General features: G+C 60.6%; 15 protein-coding genes, 2 pseudogenes and 1 riboswitch. Of the genes and pseudogenes, 10 read left to right on the top strand and 7 right to left on the bottom strand.

Features of this window, described 5'->3' with window-relative positions:
* Positions 1–740 (bottom strand): TonB-dependent receptor plug domain-containing protein (locus HLUSI_RS0124400; RefSeq protein ID WP_157138001.1); only part of this gene is annotated, 740 nt, incomplete at its 3' end.
* Between the two features lie 62 nt (positions 741–802).
* Positions 803–1062, bottom strand: a riboswitch (cobalamin riboswitch).
* A gap of 413 nt (positions 1063–1475) precedes the next feature.
* On the opposite strand from HLUSI_RS0124400, the gene HLUSI_RS0124395 reads away from it, so the two are divergent.
* Positions 1476–2210 carry a protein phosphatase CheZ gene (locus HLUSI_RS0124395; protein WP_016836426.1) on the top strand — a complete coding sequence of 245 codons (735 nt, stop codon included), beginning with the start codon at positions 1476–1478 and terminating at the stop codon, positions 2208–2210.
* A complete protein-coding gene (locus tag HLUSI_RS0124390) occupies positions 2210–3880 on the top strand; it encodes a chemotaxis protein CheA (RefSeq protein ID WP_016836425.1) in 1671 nt (556 codons plus the stop codon). Before HLUSI_RS0124395 ends, HLUSI_RS0124390 begins: the two co-directional genes overlap by 1 nt.
* A gap of 91 nt (positions 3881–3971) precedes the next feature.
* On the opposite strand, the gene HLUSI_RS0124385 is transcribed toward HLUSI_RS0124390, so the two are convergent.
* Positions 3972–5300, bottom strand: coding sequence for a chloride channel protein (locus HLUSI_RS0124385; RefSeq protein ID WP_016836424.1), 1329 nt, complete (start codon positions 5298–5300; stop codon positions 3972–3974).
* 51 nt (positions 5301–5351) lie between these two features.
* Positions 5352–6295, bottom strand: a pseudogene (locus HLUSI_RS30550) (CysB family HTH-type transcriptional regulator).
* A 129-nt stretch (positions 6296–6424) separates the two neighbouring features.
* Between HLUSI_RS30550 and HLUSI_RS0124375 the strand changes: the two are divergent.
* From HLUSI_RS0124375 to HLUSI_RS0124340, 8 genes are all read left to right on the top strand, one after another.
* Complete coding sequence (locus tag HLUSI_RS0124375) at positions 6425–7198, top strand: sulfite exporter TauE/SafE family protein (protein ID WP_029363981.1); 774 nt, start codon at positions 6425–6427, stop codon at positions 7196–7198.
* A gap of 64 nt (positions 7199–7262) precedes the next feature.
* Complete coding sequence (locus tag HLUSI_RS0124370) at positions 7263–8957, top strand: nitrite/sulfite reductase (protein ID WP_016836422.1); 1695 nt, start codon at positions 7263–7265, stop codon at positions 8955–8957.
* Complete coding sequence (locus tag HLUSI_RS0124365) at positions 8950–9486, top strand: DUF934 domain-containing protein (protein WP_016836421.1); 537 nt, start codon at positions 8950–8952, stop codon at positions 9484–9486. The genes HLUSI_RS0124370 and HLUSI_RS0124365 overlap by 8 nt, the downstream gene beginning before the upstream one ends.
* Before the next feature lie 35 nt (positions 9487–9521).
* Positions 9522–10256, top strand: coding sequence for a phosphoadenylyl-sulfate reductase (locus tag HLUSI_RS0124360; RefSeq protein ID WP_016836420.1), 735 nt, complete (start codon positions 9522–9524; stop codon positions 10254–10256).
* Between the two features lie 110 nt (positions 10257–10366).
* The gene (gene cysD / locus HLUSI_RS0124355) at positions 10367–11302 is read left to right on the top strand and encodes a sulfate adenylyltransferase subunit CysD (protein WP_016836419.1); all 936 of its coding nucleotides are present in this window, start codon (positions 10367–10369) and stop codon (positions 11300–11302) included.
* Positions 11302–12627, top strand: coding sequence for a sulfate adenylyltransferase subunit 1 (locus HLUSI_RS0124350; protein WP_016836418.1), 1326 nt, complete (start codon positions 11302–11304; stop codon positions 12625–12627). The genes cysD and HLUSI_RS0124350 overlap by 1 nt, the downstream gene beginning before the upstream one ends.
* A gap of 101 nt (positions 12628–12728) precedes the next feature.
* Positions 12729–13493 carry a uroporphyrinogen-III C-methyltransferase gene (gene cobA, locus HLUSI_RS0124345; protein ID WP_016836417.1) on the top strand — a complete coding sequence of 255 codons (765 nt, stop codon included), beginning with the start codon at positions 12729–12731 and terminating at the stop codon, positions 13491–13493.
* A 30-nt stretch (positions 13494–13523) separates the two neighbouring features.
* Positions 13524–13895 carry a tRNA-binding protein gene (locus HLUSI_RS0124340; protein ID WP_016836416.1) on the top strand — a complete coding sequence of 124 codons (372 nt, stop codon included), beginning with the start codon at positions 13524–13526 and terminating at the stop codon, positions 13893–13895.
* Positions 13896–13902: 7 nt separating this feature from the next.
* On the opposite strand, the gene HLUSI_RS0124335 is transcribed toward HLUSI_RS0124340, so the two are convergent.
* From HLUSI_RS0124335 to lptF (HLUSI_RS30545), 4 genes and pseudogenes are all read right to left on the bottom strand, one after another.
* Positions 13903–14274 carry a sirohydrochlorin chelatase gene (locus HLUSI_RS0124335; RefSeq protein ID WP_016836415.1) on the bottom strand — a complete coding sequence of 124 codons (372 nt, stop codon included), beginning with the start codon at positions 14272–14274 and terminating at the stop codon, positions 13903–13905.
* An 11-nt stretch (positions 14275–14285) separates the two neighbouring features.
* Positions 14286–15419: an LPS export ABC transporter permease LptG gene (gene lptG / locus HLUSI_RS0124330; RefSeq protein ID WP_016836414.1), complete on the bottom strand. Its 1134-nt coding sequence runs from the start codon at positions 15417–15419 to the stop codon at positions 14286–14288.
* Complete coding sequence (gene lptF / locus HLUSI_RS0124325) at positions 15419–16531, bottom strand: LPS export ABC transporter permease LptF (protein ID WP_029363980.1); 1113 nt, start codon at positions 16529–16531, stop codon at positions 15419–15421. The genes lptG and lptF (HLUSI_RS0124325) overlap by 1 nt, the downstream gene beginning before the upstream one ends.
* Positions 16532–16693: 162 nt before the next feature.
* Positions 16694–17419, bottom strand: a pseudogene (gene lptF, locus HLUSI_RS30545) (LPS export ABC transporter permease LptF); the annotation flags it as partial.
* Positions 17420–17578: the final 159 nt, after the last annotated feature.

Here is a 17578-nt window from a genome sequence, read left to right as displayed (position 1 = left end):
AGCATGCCGGCGCGCGCCAGATCGACCCGCAGGCCGAACCGGCCTTCATTGGAAAACCACTGCGCCGTGCCGCTGAAATTCTCCTGATTGGAAGCATTGTTGTCGCGATAATTGTCGGCGTGCTGCTTGCTATACGCCGCATTCAATGCGAAGCCGTCCCAGCCTTTGGCGACACTGGCGCGACCGCTGCGCAAACCGTAATTGCCTACTTCGCCGACCACGCTGCCATGAACCGCGTCCGCAGCCGGACGTTTGGTGATGATCTGGATGGTGCCGCCGGTGGCGCCGTCGCCATACAGCACACTGCTGCCGCCGCGCACGATTTCAATGCGCTCGACGGAATCGATCGGCACCGATGACAGCAAGGCGGTCGACAATTCGTTTTCAGACAGACGCACGCCATTGATCAAGATCACCATGTTCTGATCTCCGTTGCTGCCGAAGCCGCGCATGTCGAGCGCGAAGTCGCCCGGACCTGCCAGGCTCTGGCGACCGTACACGCCGCCCAGTTTGCGAATTGCCTCGTTGACATTGTCGATGCCGGCGTTGCGGATGTCTTCTGCACCGATCACGGTCGCGCCCACGGGTGGAAACGCCGGGTCGTTCGGAAAGCGCGAGGCGGTCACAAGGACCGGGGTAAGGTTTTGATCGCCGGCGGCTTGTGCCGCGGAGCAGGCAAGCGGAAAGGCAACGAAAGCGCAGGCAATCGCGGTGCGGCGGGATGGAACGGTGAATGTCATGATGTTCGTTTGCAATGATCTCCGCGCCTGCCTCCCCGCAAGCCGGATTGAAATGGAAAGCTACGCCTTCCCCTGTCGTGGCCGGTATCCGGGCTACAAGCGGACCCGCCGCGCCTTCCCATGACGCGTCGCAAACAAGCTGCGCAGCGATCACAGTGGCGAGGTCGGCAGGTTGCCGTTTCGACAAGAAACGACGCTTGCTTACCGTTGCGGGGGCAGCGCACGTTGGCGGACGTACAGACTTGCGTGACGACCGCGCCGTGCTTCCCGTTTAACTGCCGGCACGAGCATGCCGGCGAGCACCAAAACGGCGCAATTGTATGCGCCAACGCCACAAGCGGCAATCGTCCGTGACAAACGAAGCGGGCTTGCATTATGATTGCCCGAAGATCAACAGGATCGCCATAACGCCATTTAAATGGGGAATTTTCATCGCTTTTTAGCCGATGGAGCCGCTTGACAGGGACTTATAATCCATTCAACAAATAGCGGAAGTCCGTCTCTGCCGGGACACACTCCGGAGGATCAGGCAAAAACAGGGGCAAGCTCTCTACAGATTTTTTATTTGTTGCCGATATGCAATGGATATCCGGCGGCCGCTGCCGCGCACTTACAGCAACAGGAGCTTCCTATCACTGAACCATCTCGTCGAACCTTGTAATTCAGTTGTGACAGATTACCTGCCTCGCGGCGGAAGCAAATAACGCATCAAATTTGTATGGAGATACCAAGATCATGAGTGACGACGTTGATTTAGAGGCACTATTCGATGAGATTTCGGCGCAAACCCTGCCGGCTTCGGTTGCAGCAGCTGCACCGGCAGCTCCGGCCCCCTCGGGCGCAACCGAAGATCCGCTCGAAGACCAGTCCGACAAACCCATGTACGAACGTCTGGGCGGCATCGTCCGTCTGCTGCACGATTCCATGCGCGAACTCGGCTACGATCGCTCTCTGTCGGACGTCGCTTCGCAGATCGGCGACGCCCAGGGGCGCCTGGAGCACGTTGCCACGCTGACCGAACAAGCCGCCAACAAGGTGCTCAATTCGATCGACGCCGGCATGCCAGCCCAGGACGCCCTCGCCAGCAAGGCCAAAGACATCGATGACCGCTGGGCGCGCCTGTTCGCCGGCCAGATGAACATCGACGAATTCAAGAACCTGGCCAACGATTCCAAGAAATTCTCTTCCGCCGTCATCGAAGCCACCGAGGTCGAAAAGGCCCGCATGCTGGAAATCATGATGGCTCAGGATTTCCAGGACATCACCGGCCAGCTGATCAAGAAGATCGTGGGCATCACCACCACCGCCGAGCGCGAGCTGGCGCAGTTGCTGCGCGACAATGCGCCGCCCGAGGTGCGCGCGCAGATCGAAGCCGAAAAGCCGGTTTCCCTGATGAATGGCCCTGCCTCGCCTGGCACGGCCATGGGCCAGACCGATGTGGATGACTTACTCGCTAACCTGGGGTTCTAATGGATGATGAAATGCTCAAGGATTTTGTCGTTGAGGCCTTGGACCTCGCGACTAGCGTTGAAGAGCATCTACTGACTCTTGAACGGCATCCTGACGATCTGGAAATTCTGAACGCGGTTTTCCGCGCCTTCCACACCATCAAGGGCGGTGCGGGTTTCGTCAATTTGCCGGCCATGGTATCGGCCTGTCACTTGACGGAAAACCTGTTCGACGCGCTGCGCACCGGCAAGGCATCCGTCACGCCGCTGGGCGGCGCCAGCGTGCTCGGCGCTGATGGCTCGCTCGACTGGAACGCCTTGTATCAGGCTGTTTCCGGCGGTACCGGCGAGGTAGCGCCAGTTGCTGCCGCACCTGTTCAAGCTGCGCCTGCGGAAGCGGAAAGCAGCTCCGGCCATCCGAAGTCGCTGCCGTCCGCGACGCCGACGCCGAAGCCGGCTGCGGCCCCCGTACAAGCACGTCGCGCCACTGACAATCAACCCGGCAACGCCAAGGAAGAAAGCATCCGTATCGATGCCGGCAAGCTCGATGCGCTGCTGGAAGTTGCCGGCGAATCGGTGCAGGCCGCCAACCAGGCCGCCGTACTGCTGGAAAAATTGCAACAGTTCAAGTTCGAAGGCACCGCCGCTTCGCTGATGTCGACGCTGGCCGAAACCCTCGGGCGCGCGTCGCGCTATTCCAGCGAACTGCAACGCGCCACGTTGTCGACACGCATGCAACCGGTCGGCCGCCTGTTCCAGAAATTCCCGCGTCTGGTACGCGAACTCGCCAAGGACCTGGGCAAGGACGTCGACCTGGCGATTTCCGGCGCCGAAACCGAAGTCGACCGTGTGGTCGTGGACAGCCTCTACGATCCGCTGGTCCACATGCTGCGCAACTCGCTCGACCACGGCATCGAAACCGATCGCGGCGCCGCCGGCAAACCGAACAAGGCAACCATTTCGCTCAAGGCATGGCAAGAAGCCAGCAGCGTCATGATTGAAATCTTCGACGACGGCAAGGGCATGGATCCCGATTTCCTGCGCAAGAAGGCAATCGGCAAGGGACTCATCGGCGAACACGAAGCGCAAAGCCACGACGAAGCGCTGCAACTGGTGTTCCTGCCGGGCTTCTCGACCAAGGAAGTGGCATCAAGCGTGTCCGGCCGCGGCGTCGGCATGGACGTGGTGAAGACGGCGGTGGAAAAACACCGCGGCACCATCCGCATCGATTCGACGCTGGGCGTCGGTACGCGTTTCTCAATCCGTCTGCCGATCGAATTGTCGATCATCCCGACCATGCTGGTGCGCACCGCCGGTGCAGCGCTGGCCTTGCCGATGGCGGTGGTGGAACGCGTGGTGGAATTGCCGGCCGAGTTCGACGAAGTCGGCGGCGCGCCGGTGTTGCGCGATCAAGGTCGTCCATTGCCGGTGCACTCGCTGGCCGGCGTACTTGGCTATGAACCGGGCAACGAACGTGTCGGTATCGTCATGGCGGTGCCACACCCCTACATCCTCAGCGTCGGCGCCGTAGAAGGCACTGCCGACCTGGTGATCAAACCGTTGACCGCGATCCAGACCAATGGCATTACCGGTACTGCACGCTCTGCTGAAGGTGAACTGGTGCTGGTGGTCGGCCTCTCCTTCCTGCTGGAAGGCTGCCGTTCCGCTGCCAAGGCCGTCGCACAAGTCTGAGCAGAAAACCGGAAAGAAAAAATGAAAAAAGCTGAGGCCGTTCGCGGTCTCAGCTTTTTTTACGCCATGCGGTAACGCTATCGGACACGACTCAATGATGCTGCGGCGCCGGTGCATAACGTTCCGACAGCGCCTCATACAGCGGCGGCGCAAAGAAACGGGAGACGCGACTGGCCAGCAAGGCCGTCGCCATCAACGAAATCACCAGCGCATGCCCGTTGATCATCTCCATCACGATCACGAAGGCGGTGATCGGCGATTGCGTCACCGCCGCCAGGTAACCCACCATCGCCAGGGCGATCAGCATCGACAGCGAGGTGTGTTCGAACACCATGTGCAGCAAATTGCCAAAGCCGGCGCCGATCGACAGCGACGGTGCGAAGATGCCGCCCGGAATCCCCGGCAGGTAAGAGCCCACCATCGAGGCCATCTTGGCCACGGGATACCACGCCGACAATTGCGTCTGACCGCTCAGTAAACCCTTGGCTTCGGCATAGCCGCTGCCGAAAGTCACGCCGCCCGCGCATACGCCGACGATCGCCACGACCAGGCCGCACAATGCGCCGAACACCACTGGACGCTCGGCACGCAAGGTGCGCAACGGCGCCGGAATCCACTTGTGGGTATTGAGCAGCAGCCAGCAAAAGATACCGCCGGCCACGCCCATCAGGATGCCGCTGACGACGACCGCAACGATCAATTCACGCGCGCTGTCATTGCCGGCATTGATGGTGCCGAAATAGGTGTAGTTGCCGTTCAGGCCGAGTGCAACGATACCGGCGAAGATGATGGTGGTGATGACGATACCGCTGGCGCGCTGCTCGAAGCTGCGCGACAGTTCTTCGATCGCGAAGACGATGCCGGCCAGCGGTGTGTTGAAGGCGGCCGACAAACCGGCTGCGGCGCCGGCCAGGATAAGGCGTCGTTCGAGGATGGCGCTGGGACGCGGATAGAAACGCCGCATGTTGTACATCAGCGCGGCGCCGACATGCACCGTCGGTCCTTCGCGGCCGATGGTGAAGCCGCCCAGAATGCCGAGGAAGGAGATGCCGATCTTGCCGCCGAGGATTTTCAGCGTCAGCAACGCGGGCGCACGAGAGGGACGCGGAGTTCCGCGATCGTTCTCCTCTGCCAGAGAGGCAATCACCTGGGGAATCCCGCTACCCTCCGCCCCCGGAAAAAAACGGCGCGTCAACCACACGCACAGGGCGCTCATGGCCGGCGTAAGGACCAGCGGCAGCCAAACGTGATCGCGCTGCATGGCGCTGAACATCTCAAAACCGAAATCGATCAGCCAGGCGTACATCACCGCCACCAGGCCCACCAGCACGGCGCCCAGCCACAGAATCCCGTATTGCAGCCACAGCCGGCGCGCCCGGCGGAGAGTATGGCCATGCAGGCCGGCAAGCATCGACATCATTGCTTCAGTTCCGATTATTCAGATAGTTGGATCCAGCTGCCCGCGGGCAAGTCAGAGTTCGTACATGTCCTTCTCGCCTTCCATGACCTGCCCGATCAACTTGCGGTTGAGCGTCGGCGCCAGCAATTCGATGAAGGTATAGACATAGCTGCGCAAGTAAGCGCCCTGCTTGAGCGCCACGCGGGAGACGTTGGTGCCGAACAGATGGCCGGCCGGGAGCGAACGCAGGCCGCGGTCGCGGTCGGCATCGAAGGCCATTCCTGCGATGATGCCCACGCCCATGCCCAGCTCGACGTAGGTCTTGATGACGTCGGCGTCGATGGCTTCAAGCACGATGTCCGGTTTCAGGTCGCGCAGCGAGAACGCGTGGTCGATCTTGCTGCGGCCGCTGAAGGCGGCGTCGTAAGTGATCAGCGGATAACCGGCGATTTCTTCCAGCGACAGGTTTTTGGATTTCAGCAAGGGGTGCTCGGGCGGCACCACCATCACATGTTCCCATTGATAACATGGCAAAGAGACAAGTCCTTCGCCCGAAGCCAGCGCTTCGGTGGCGATGGCAATGTCGGCCTGGTCGTTGCGCACCATTTCGGTAATCTGCTTGGGATTGCCTTGCAGCAATGACAACCTGACCTTGGGATACTTTTGCGTGAAGGCCTGCACCACCTTCGGCAGCGAATAGCGCGCCTGGGTGTGCGTGGTGGCGATGGTGAAGCTGCCGCTGTCGTGGGCGGCGAACTCCTTGCCGATGCGCTTGAGGCCGTCGACTTCCTGCATGATCAGCTCGACCGAGCGCAACACCGCGCGCGGCCCGGCTCGGTCAGTCCGCGGATGCGTTTGCCGTGACGGGTAAAGATGTCGACGCCGAGTTCTTCTTCCAGCTCGATGATCGCTTTCGAGACGCCGGGTTGCGAGGTGAACAACGCTTTGGCGGCTTCAGTCAGATTGTAGTTTTGCCTGACCGCTTCCCTGACGAAGCGGAACTGATGCAGATTCATGGACTGTCCTTCGATATGCTCAGCAAATGAATTTGTATATGCCGAATGTGCATATAAGCAAATAAATAGTATGTAGTTTGGTTTGAGGCCTAAGTTTATTACGATTCGACCTGTTATAGACGAGGTGTTATGACTGTTTCTTATGTAGTCAGCGGATTTGCTGTCGGTGTGCTGGTCGGATTGACCGGTGTCGGCGGCGGCTCGCTGATGACTCCCTTACTGACGCTGCTGTTCGGCATCCACCCCAGCGTGGCGGTCGGCACCGACCTGGCCTTTGCTTCGGCGACGAAGACGGCCGGCACGTTCGCGCATCGCTTCAAGGGTACCGTACGCTGGGATATCGTGCGCCGTCTGTGCTACGGCGCCCTGCCCGCGGCGATTGTCACGACGCTGCTGCTCAAGCATTTCGGCGCAGTCAGCGACGGCATCAGCCTCGTCATCCGTTATTCCATCGCTATCTCCGTTTTCCTCACGGTGATCGCTTTGCTGTTTAAGAGTAAACTTCAGGATTGGTTGAATGCCCATCCCGAGCGCCAGCTGCAAGGCCTCAAGCTGGCGCGGGCGACCATTCTGGCAGGCGCCGTGCTGGGTGCGCTGGTGACGATCTCTTCGATCGGCGCCGGTGCGGTCGGGGCCACGCTGCTGGTGCTGTTGTACCCGCGCCTGTCGCCCGCGGAAGTCGCCGGCACCGACATCGCTTATGCGGTGCCGTTGACGGCGATTGCGGCGTTCGGTCACTGGTGGCTGGGTTCAATCGACTGGAGCCTGCTCGGCGCGTTGCTGCTGGGTTCGGTGCCGGGCATCACCATCGGCTCCCTCGCCGCGCGTGCGGTGCCGGAGAAATTTCTGCGTGGCCTGCTGGCGATTACGCTGACGAGCGTTGCCTTGAAGCTGATTTGGTAGGCTGTTTTTTATCACATGAAGTCTCCATGAAAGACTTCTGCAAGACGTTAACAGGGATGACAAGATGTACCGTTATGACCAATACGATCACCTGATCGTCAAAGAGCGCGTTGCCCAGTACCGCGACCAGGTCCGCCGCCGCCTTTCCGATGAACTGATCGAGGACGAATTCCGCATCCTGCGCCTGCAGAACGGCCTGTACCTGCAGCGCCATGCCTACATGCTGCGCATCGCGGTTCCCTACGGTCTGCTGGCATCGCGCCAGGTCCGCATGTTTGCCCACATCGCGCGCAAATACGATCGCGGCTACGGTCACTTCACCACGCGCCAGAACATCCAGTTCAACTGGATCAAGCTGGAAGAATCGCCGGACATCCTGGCTGAACTGGCCACGGTCGAAATGCACGCCATCCAGACTTCCGGCAACTGCATCCGCAACACCACCTCGGACGAACTGGCCGGCGTTGCCGCCGACGAGATCGTGGATCCGCGTCCCTACGCAGAACTGATCCGCGAGTGGAGCACCTTCCACCCCGAGTTCGCTTACCTGCCGCGCAAGTTCAAGATCGCCATCAGCGGTTCCGAGCAGGACCGCGCTGCGACCGCCGTGCATGACATCGGCCTGCATGTGATCAAGAACGACGCCGGCGAAGTCGGTTTCCGCGTGCTGGTCGGCGGCGGCATGGGCCGTACGCCCATCCTCGGCAGCCAGATCCGCGACTTCCTGCCATGGAAGCACGCGATGTCTTACCTGGAAGCGATCCTGCGCGTGTACAACCAGTACGGCCGCCGCGACAACATCTACAAGGCGCGCATCAAGATCCTGGTCAAGGCCATCGGCCCTGAAGAGTTCGCGCGCCAGGTTGAAGCCGAATGGCAGGACATCAAGGACGGCCCGTCGACGCTGACCGAAGAAGAACTGCAGCGCGTGGCGAACTACTTCACCGAGCCTGCGTATGAAACCCTGCCGGCTACCGACGCCGAATACGAACGCCTCAAGGCCGAAGACAAGGGCTTCGCCAACTGGATCAAGCGCAACGTCAAGGAACACAAAGTGCCCGGCTATGCAGCCGCGATCCTGTCGCTGAAGAAAACCGGCGTGCCGCCGGGCGACATCACCGCCGACCAGCTCGACTTCGTCGCCGACCTGGCCGACCGTTACAGCTTCTCCGAATTGCGCGTCACGCACGAGCAGAACCTGGTGCTGGCCGACGTCAAGAAAAGCGAATTGTACGCGCTGTGGAAAGAAGCCAGGGCGCACGGCCTGGCGACGCCGAACATCGGCCTGCTGACCGATATCATCTGCTGCCCCGGCGGCGACTTCTGCTCGCTGGCCAACGCCAAGTCGATCCCGATCGCACAAGCCATCGCGGAACGCTTCGACAACATCGACTTCCAGCATGACATCGGCGACATCGAACTGAACATCTCGGGTTGCATCAACGCCTGCGGCCACCACCATGTCGGCAACATCGGCATCCTGGGCGTCGACAAGGACGGCGCCGAGTGGTACCAGGTGTCGCTGGGCGGCGCGCAAGGCAATACCTCCAGCATCGGCAAGATCATCGGCCCGTCGTTCTCGGCGCACCAGATGCCGACCGTGATCGATCGCCTGTTGCAGGTGTATGTCAAACAACGCATCGAAGACGAACGCTTCATCGACACCGTGCGCCGCATCGGCGTCACGCCGTTCAAGGACTTCGTCTATGCAAGCCCGATCAAAGCAGGTCATGTAACCGGAGAAGACGTCTGTGCCTAATACCGCCCACATCATCAAGGACAAAGTCGTCATCAGCGATGACTGGACCGTACTGCGCCTGAACGAAGGTGAAACACCGGAAGGCGTCGCCGTCCCGGAAGGCAAGATCATCGTGCCGCTGAAGGTATGGCAGGCGCAACGCGGCAACCTGCAGGGCCGCCCGGAACTCGGCGTCTGGTTCGCCAGCGACGAGCGTCCGGAAGCGTTGAAGGACGATCTGCAACCATTCAAGGTCATCGCCGTGGACTTCCCCAAGTTCGCCGACGGCCGCGGCTATTCGATCGCCTACAATCTGCGCGCCCGCCTCGGCTACACCGGCGAACTGCGCGCCATCGGCGACGTGCTGCGCGACCAGCTGTTCTACATGCAGCGCGTCGGCTTCAACGCCTTCGCCGTGCGCGCCGACAAGAACATCCACGATGCATTGAAGGGCCTGACCGATTTTTCGGAAAAGTACCAGACCTCGTGGGATGAGAAGAACCCGCTGTTCCGTCGCGCCAAACGCGAGACGGTTGCCACCCGCGATTAAGCATCATCACGATCAGGGAAAAAGGAAGTAACGCCATGTCCGAACAAGCTTTGCAAGCGCTCATCGAAGCTACGCGCGCCACGCTGGAAAAGATCGCCGCCGACTACACGCCTGCCGTGTTCGCCTCCAGCATGGCGGCGGAGGACATGGTGCTGACCGACCTCATCCTGCGCGGCAAGCTGCAGGACAAGATCGGCATCTTCACGCTGGAAACCGGCCGTCTGCACAAAGAGACGCTGGGCATGCTCGATCGCATCAAGGAAACCTACGATTACGACGTCACGCCGTATCGCCCGGAACCTGCCGCCGTCGAACAATACGTTGCGCAGAACGGCCTCAATGCCTTCTACGACAGCGTCGACATGCGCAAGGAATGCTGCCGCATCCGCAAGATCGAGCCGCTCAACCGTGCGCTGGCCGGCAACAAATCCTGGATCACCGGCCAACGCCGCGCACAGTCGGTCACGCGCGCCACGCTCGACGTGCAGGAAGACGATCCGGCGCACGGCATGGCCAAGTTCAATCCGCTGGCCGACTGGTCGGAAGAAGACGTCTGGCAATACATCCGCGACAACCAAGTGCCGTACAACCCGCTGCACGACCAGGGCTATCCCTCGATCGGCTGCGAGCCCTGTACCCGCGCCATCGAGCCGGGAGAAGACGTACGCGCCGGCCGCTGGTGGTGGGAAAACCCCGACTCCAAGGAGTGCGGCCTGCATGTGGTGGACGGCAAGCTGATCCGCATCAAATCGCAGACCGCGCCGGCCTGATTCTCTACAACAAACACCATGCCGATGCACGGCATTGCCGGCATCGCCGTACTCGATATTCCGATATTCCGATATCCGTTTTACATCCGACTTGAACCAAAGGTCATCGCATGAACACAGCAGTTGAACAACTTTTCTTGGACAACGCCAGCAGCCGTCACCTCGACTGGCTGGAATCCGAAGCCATCCACATCATGCGCGAGGTCGCGGCCGAGTGCAGCAACCCGGCCCTGCTGTTCTCGGGCGGCAAAGATTCCGTGGTGCTGCTGCGCATCGCCGAGAAGGCGTTCCGTCCGGGCAAGTTCCCGTTCCCGCTGGTGCACATCGATACCGGCCACAACTTCCCGGAAGTGATTTCCTTCCGCGACCGGCGCGCCGCCGAACTCGGCGAAAAGCTGGTGGTGCGCTCGGTGGAAGACTCGATCAAGCGCGGCACCGTGCGCCTGCGCAATCCGCTGACCGATTCGCGCAATGCAGCGCAAGCCGTGACGCTGCTGGAAACCATCGCCGAATTCAAGTTCGACGCCTGTATCGGCGGCGCCCGTCGCGATGAAGAAAAGGCGCGCGCCAAGGAACGCATCTTTTCCTTCCGCGACGAGTTCGGCCAATGGAATCCGAAAGCGCAACGCCCCGAACTCTGGGACCTGTACAACACCCGCGTGCATCCGGGCGAAAACATGCGCGTGTTCCCGATCTCCAACTGGACCGAACTCGACGTCTGGCAATACATCGCCCGCGAAAAGCTGGCGCTGCCGCCGATCTATTTTGCGCATGAACGCCAGGTGATCCCGCGCAACGGCCTGCTGGTGCCGCTGACCGACCTGACGCCGGCCAAGGACGGCGAAACCGTCGAGAACCGCGTGGTGCGCTTCCGCACCGTGGGCGACATTTCATGCACCTGCCCGGTGGCCTCCGATGCGACTACCGTGGACGCCATCATCGCCGAAACCGCCGTCACGCAAATTACCGAACGCGGCGCGACGCGCATGGATGACCAGACCTCCGAAGCGTCGATGGAAAAACGTAAAAAAGAAGGATATTTCTGATGAATGCCGCTGTTGCCGAAAAAGACCTCAACGTAACTTCGCACGAACGCGGCCTGCTGCGCTTCATCACCGCCGGTTCGGTGGACGATGGCAAGAGCACCCTGATCGGCCGCCTGCTGTTCGATAGCAAGGGCATCTTCGCCGACCAGCTCGACGCCATGTCGCGCGCCAAGCACAAGCGCACCGTGGGCGACACCATCGATTTGTCCTTGCTCACCGACGGCCTCGAAGCCGAGCGCGAGCAAGGCATCACCATCGACGTGGCGTATCGCTACTTCGCCACGCCGAAGCGCAAGTTCATCATCGCCGACACGCCGGGCCACGAGCAATACACACGCAACATGGTGACCGGCGCCTCGACTGCCGACGCGGTGATCATCCTGATCGACGTGTCCAAGGTCAAGCTTGGCGACGATGGCAGCGTGGAATTGCTGACGCAGACCAAGCGCCACTCGACCATCGCCCACCTGCTGCAAATCCAGCACATCGTGGTCGCGGTCAACAAGATGGATCTGGTCGATTACGACCAGACCGTGTACGACCGCATCGTCGGCGCGTATCAGAAGTTCGCCGCGCAGCTGGGCCTGAAGGACGTGCGTCCGATCCCGTTGTCGGCGCTGGCCGGCGACAACGTCGTGACTGCCAGCGAGAAGCTGTCGTGGTACAAGGGCCCGACGCTGATCGCGCTGCTGGAGTCGCTGTCGGTGTACGAAGATGCCCACGAAGAACCGTTCCGCTTCCCGGTGCAGCTGGTGGCGCGCCACAACGGCCACGAAGCCAACGACTTCCGCGGCTACATGGGCCGCATCGAAGCCGGCAAGGTGAGCAAGGGCGACAAGCTGCTGGTGCAGCCGAGCGGCCAGAGCGCCACCGTCAAGGACATCCTGACGCTGGACGGTTCGCTGCAATCTGCCGCGGCCGGCCAGTCGGTGACGATCCTGCTGGACGAATACCTGGACATTTCGCGCGGCGACATGCTGGCATCCGCCGAGCAGGCGCCGACGCAGCTCAAGACCATCGACGCCGACCTGTGCTGGCTGTCCGAAGATGCGCTCGACCCGCGCCGCAAATACTGGCTCAAGCACACCACCAAACAGGTGGCGGCGCGCGTGACGAAGATCGACACCTTGCTCGACATCAACACGCAGCAACGCCATCCGGCCGAGTCGCTCAAGTTGAACGACATCGCCCGCGTGTCGATCAATGTCCAGCAAGCCATTGCAGTGGATGGCTACGATGCGATCCGCGCTACCGGCGCTTTCATCCTGATCGACGAAGTCACGCACCAGACCGTTGCCGCTGGCATGATCCGCCTGGATGCCTGATAATCGCTGCTGTGCCGTTTCGCCCGCATGAAATAATCCAAGCGGGCTGAAACGCACGGCAGCCGGCATCAGCCGGGTTGCGATCTTTTTCATTTCTTCGTATGAGCCCAGCCAATCTGCCGCCGTCCTCTGCTTCCTCTGCTTCCGCCACAGATGCCGCGCCCACTGCGGGCAAGGTCTATCTTATCGGTGCCGGTCCCGGCGCAGCCGACCTCATTACCGTACGCGGCGCGCGTCTTCTTGCCCAGGCCGACGTCGTCTTGCACGATGCGCTGGTCACCGAAGAAATGCTGGAACTGTGCCCGCAAGCCGTCAAGATCTCGGTCGGCAAACGCAGCGGCCAACGTTCCACCGCCCAGCAAGTCATCAATGAACGCCTGATCGAATGCGCGCGCCAATACCGTCTTGTCGTGCGCCTGAAAGGCGGCGACCCGATGCTGTTCGGCCGCGCAGATGAAGAATTGCGCGCGCTCGACAGCCAGAACATTCCTTACGAAATCGTTCCCGGCATCACCGCTGCGCTGGCGGCGGCGTCATCCGCGCAGCGGCCCCTGACCAAGCGCGGCATCGCCCGCAGCGTCTCGCTGTTCACTTCCAGCACCGCGCCCGACGAACCCAGCGAATTCATCATGCCCAACGGCGACACGCTGGTGCAATACATGGGCGGCCGCGAAGCCGCCGCGACGGCGCAACGTCTGCTGTCGCTCGGCTATGCGCGTACGACGCCGGTGGTGGTGGTGGAAAATTGCAGCCGCGACAACGAGCGCATCCTCGATCTCGAACTCGGCACGCTGGAACAAGGCCTGGCCCAGTGCAGCGGCCCGGTGCTCGTCATGATCGGCGAAGCGCTGGCAAGCCGTGACTGATCATCGCCTGTCTATTTCTGAGCACACTCCATGCACCTGCTACACGACCCCGGCGCACCCGCAGCGGCGCCGATCACTTTCGACGATTTTCTCAAGGTGGATATCCGCATCGGCACCATCATCTCCGCCGAGGCCTTCCCTGAAGCCCGCAAACCGGCCTACAAGCTGAAAATCGACCTTGGCCCGACCATCGGCATCAAGCAGAGCAGTGCGCAGATCACGGCGCTCTACCGGCTGGATGAGCTGGTGGGGAAACAGGTAGCGGCGGTGGTCAATTTTCCACCGCGTCAGATCGGCAAATTCATGTCGGAAGTGCTGACGCTGGGATTCCCCGATGCACAGGGGGAAGTGGTGTTGTTCGCGCCGGATCGGGCTACGCCGAACGGCGGACGCTTATTCTGAAGCGGCGTTATTTACCAGAGCTGCTGATGCAGTATTGCGCCAGCGCCTGCAGCACGCCGTCGTCTTCACCGGCCGCTGCGGCCACCTGAAAATTCACGCCGGGATGATCCCGGCGCAACTGGTCAATCAATACCGGCAAATCGCGCCGGACATGTCCGCCCTGCCCCAAAAATACCGGCACGATCGTGACCTGCTGCGCGCCGTCGGCGATCTGTTGCGCCGCCAGTTGCGGCAGGTCCGGCGTCATCAATTCCAGGAAAGCCAACTCCACCGCCACGTTCGGCAGGTTCGCCTGCGTCATTGCACGCAAGCGTTTGAACGGTTCGGCCCAGTTGGGATCACGCGCGCCATGCGCGAAGAGGATCAGCGATTTCTTCATGATGTGATGACCTAGCGCCGCTCGACCCAGCGCAAGGCGACCAGCGCCATGAGCATGAACAGCGTGCTCGGCAATGCCGCGGTGACCAGCGCCGGCCAGGTGTTGAGCAAGCCCAGATGCGAAAACAGGTTGTTGATCAGCTGGAAGCTCACGCCGATCATGATGCCGGTAAATATCTTCAGGCTGACGCCGCCGGTACGGAAATGCAGGTAGGCGAACGGCAGCGCCAGCCCCATCATCACGAAGATCGACAATGGGTAGACGATCTTCTTCCAGAACGCAATTTCATAGCGCTCGGTGCGCTGGTTGTTGGCTTCCAGATGCTTGGTGTAGGCACGCAGATCGTAGGCCGACATGCGATCCGGATCGGCGAACAGCACCGACAGGATTTCCGGCGTGACTTCGGAAACGAAATTGACGGTCTTGATCTTCTCGGTGCTGATCGGCGCAGTGATCGCGCTGACCTTCTTATCGACGATGAACGTGGTCTTCTGTACGTCGGACAGTTGCCAGGTGTGGTTGCCCTGGTAATCGCCGTGCGCAGCCACGATCAGGTCGGAGAGATGGAAGTCCTTGTCCAGCTCGTAAATCTTCACGCCTTCCAGGCCGCCGTCGGTCTGGATGCGCTGGATGTTGAGGAAGCGCGTACCGATCACGTCCCCTTCCAGCCCATTGCTCTTGATGACGTCCTTGGCCCACAAGCCGGAACGGAACTGCTGCGACAGCGAGGAGCCCTGCGCCTGCAGCTTGATCTTCTCGCCCAGCTCGGTGGCTTTGGGCGCCACCAGTTCGCCGAACAGAATGGTGACGATGGCAAAGCCGAGGCCGATCTTGGCCAGCGCCTTGGCGGTCATGCGCGTCGACATGCTGGACACGCGCATGATGGTGAATTCAGAACTCGCGGCGAACTGCGCCAGCGCATAAATGGTGCCGATCAGCACGGCGATCGGCATCAGTTCATACACGTTGCCGGGCAAGCCCATGATCACGTAGAGCACGGCGTTCTGCAATTGATAGCCGTTGCGGCCGACTGCTTCCAGCTGCCCCATCATTTCAAAAAAGGCGAACAGCGCGAGGAAGGCCGCCAGCGCGAAGGCAACCGAACGAACGATCTCGGTGGTGATGTAACGTTGCAGGACTCTCATCAGGCTTGCCGTTTCAAGAAAAGCGCACGCCGTACGCGAGACCACATGACTGCGGGATGATAGTGGCTGTTGACCTTCAGCCGCAGGAAGAACAGGCCGATCACCAGCAAGGCCACCACCAGATGTACCGGCCACCAGGCCAGCAGGAACGAGGTGCGGTTCTGGATCACGGATGATTGCATCACGCTGACCGTGTTGCTGTACACGACGAACAGCAGCAACGCGACCAGCAAGCCCATCGAACGGCCGACACGCGGATTGACGAAGGACAGCGGAATCGCCAGCAGCATCAGGGTCGAGGCCATCAGCGGCAAGGCCATGCGCCACAGCAGCTCACCGCGGGTGAACTGGGTGTCCTGCGCCAGCAAGTCCCAGGTCTGCAGCGCGCGCGCGGCGGCTTGCGACTGTCCGCCCACCAGCAAGCCGTAGCGTTCGAATTCGACCATCTGGAAATCGGGTTGGGTGGGCATGCCGTCGTAACGGCGGCCCTTGTTCATGACGACGAATTTTTCACCGTCCTTGTCGACTTCCATTTCGCCTTCCTTGGCGACCACGATACTGTTCTTGCCGTCGCGGAAAGTGTTGACGAAGACGTTCTTGACCTTGTTGGCGTCACCGGAAATGCCTTCGACGAAGAAGATGCGGTTGGCGGTGGCGGACTCCTGGAACTTGCCGGGAGAGACGCGCGCGATGTCTTCGCGCTTTTCAAAGCGCTCGCGGAATTGCGCGCTTTGCTGGTTGGCCCAAGGGGTGGCGACGAAACTCAACACCGCGGTCAGGAGGATGATCGGCCAGCCGAAGCGCAGCACCGGCCTGATCCAACGCGTCAGGCTCAGGCCCGATGCGAACCACACCACCATTTCGGAATCCTGATAGCTGCGCGTGACCACCAGCAGTACAGAGATGAAACCGGTCAGGATCAGGATCACCGGCATGTAGTTCAGCGCCTGGAAACCGATCAGCGCGAGCACGTCCTGCGAGCTCACCTGCCCACCGGCTGCCTGACCGAGAATCTTGATCAGCATCACGGTGAGGGTGATTGTAAATAGCGTTGTGAACACTGCGCCGGCGGTGCTCATCAATTCGCGTCGAAGAGCGCGCTCAAAAATCATTCGGGGCTTATAATCGCAGAGGTAGATTGATGCAAACAAAAACTAGCAAACTAAGGACAAGCGATGGACTTTAGCATAAAAACATTGGACGCAAAAACCTCTGTCAACGCCGCCAAGACCGGCGTACTCGTCGTTGGCGTTTTTGAAAAAATTAGGTTGAACGCCGGCGGCGGCTTGCGACTGTCCGCCCACCAGCAAGCCGTAGCGTTCGAATTCGACCATCTGGAAATCGGGTTGGGTGGGCATGCCGTCGTAACGGCGGCCCTTGTTCATGACGACGAATTTTTCACCGTCCTTGTCGACTTCCATTTCGCCTTCCTTGGCGACCACGATACTGTTCTTGCCGTCGCGGAAAGTGTTGACGAAGACGTTCTTGACCTTGTTGGCGTCACCGGAAATGCCTTCGACGAAGAAGATGCGGTTGGCGGTGGCGGACTCCTGGAACTTGCCGGGAGAGACGCGCGCGATGTCTTCGCGCTTTTCAAAGCGCTCGCGGAATTGCGCGCTTTGCTGGTTGGCCCAAGGGGTGGCGACGAAACTCAACACCGCGGTCAGGAGGATGATCGGCCAGCCGAAGCGCAGCACCGGCCTGATCCAACGCGTCAGGCTCAGGCCCGATGCGAACCACACCACCATTTCGGAATCCTGATAGCTGCGCGTGACCACCAGCAGTACAGAGATGAAACCGGTCAGGATCAGGATCACCGGCATGTAGTTCAGCGCCTGGAAACCGATCAGCGCGAGCACGTCCTGCGAGCTCACCTGCCCACCGGCTGCCTGACCGAGAATCTTGATCAGCATCACGGTGAGGGTGATTGTAAATAGCGTTGTGAACACTGCGCCGGCGGTGCTCATCAATTCGCGTCGAAGAGCGCGCTCAAAAATCATTCGGGGCTTATAATCGCAGAGGTAGATTGATGCAAACAAAAACTAGCAAACTAAGGACAAGCGATGGACTTTAGCATAAAAACATTGGACGCAAAAACCTCTGTCAACGCCGCCAAGACCGGCGTACTCGTCGTTGGCGTTTTTGAAAACCGCAAACTG

It is taken from the genome of Herbaspirillum lusitanum P6-12 (assembly GCF_000256565.1).
Taxonomy (GTDB): Bacteria; Pseudomonadota; Gammaproteobacteria; order Burkholderiales; family Burkholderiaceae_D; genus Herbaspirillum; species Herbaspirillum lusitanum.
The sequence above is the reverse complement of the archived record's forward strand: the minus strand, read 5'-3'. Positions and strand labels throughout refer to the sequence as shown.

Excerpts from the sequence above, each read along its gene's own strand:
- HLUSI_RS0124395 (WP_016836426.1), top strand. The coding sequence starts at position 1,476 with ATGAGTGACGACGTTGATTTAGAGGCACTATTCGATGAGATTTCGGCG.
- HLUSI_RS0124390 (WP_016836425.1), top strand. The coding sequence starts at position 2,210 with ATGGATGATGAAATGCTCAAGGATTTTGTCGTTGAGGCCTTGGACCTC.
- HLUSI_RS0124385 (WP_016836424.1), bottom strand. The coding sequence starts at position 5,300 with ATGATGTCGATGCTTGCCGGCCTGCATGGCCATACTCTCCGCCGGGCG.
- HLUSI_RS0124375 (WP_029363981.1), top strand. The coding sequence starts at position 6,425 with ATGACTGTTTCTTATGTAGTCAGCGGATTTGCTGTCGGTGTGCTGGTC.
- HLUSI_RS0124370 (WP_016836422.1), top strand. The coding sequence starts at position 7,263 with ATGTACCGTTATGACCAATACGATCACCTGATCGTCAAAGAGCGCGTT.
- HLUSI_RS0124360 (WP_016836420.1), top strand. The coding sequence starts at position 9,522 with ATGTCCGAACAAGCTTTGCAAGCGCTCATCGAAGCTACGCGCGCCACG.
- cysD (WP_016836419.1), top strand. The coding sequence starts at position 10,367 with ATGAACACAGCAGTTGAACAACTTTTCTTGGACAACGCCAGCAGCCGT.
- HLUSI_RS0124350 (WP_016836418.1), top strand. The coding sequence starts at position 11,302 with ATGAATGCCGCTGTTGCCGAAAAAGACCTCAACGTAACTTCGCACGAA.
- cobA (WP_016836417.1), top strand. The coding sequence starts at position 12,729 with ATGAGCCCAGCCAATCTGCCGCCGTCCTCTGCTTCCTCTGCTTCCGCC.
- HLUSI_RS0124340 (WP_016836416.1), top strand. The coding sequence starts at position 13,524 with ATGCACCTGCTACACGACCCCGGCGCACCCGCAGCGGCGCCGATCACT.
- HLUSI_RS0124335 (WP_016836415.1), bottom strand. The coding sequence starts at position 14,274 with ATGAAGAAATCGCTGATCCTCTTCGCGCATGGCGCGCGTGATCCCAAC.
- lptG (WP_016836414.1), bottom strand. The coding sequence starts at position 15,419 with ATGAGAGTCCTGCAACGTTACATCACCACCGAGATCGTTCGTTCGGTT.
- lptF (WP_029363980.1), bottom strand. The coding sequence starts at position 16,531 with ATGATTTTTGAGCGCGCTCTTCGACGCGAATTGATGAGCACCGCCGGC.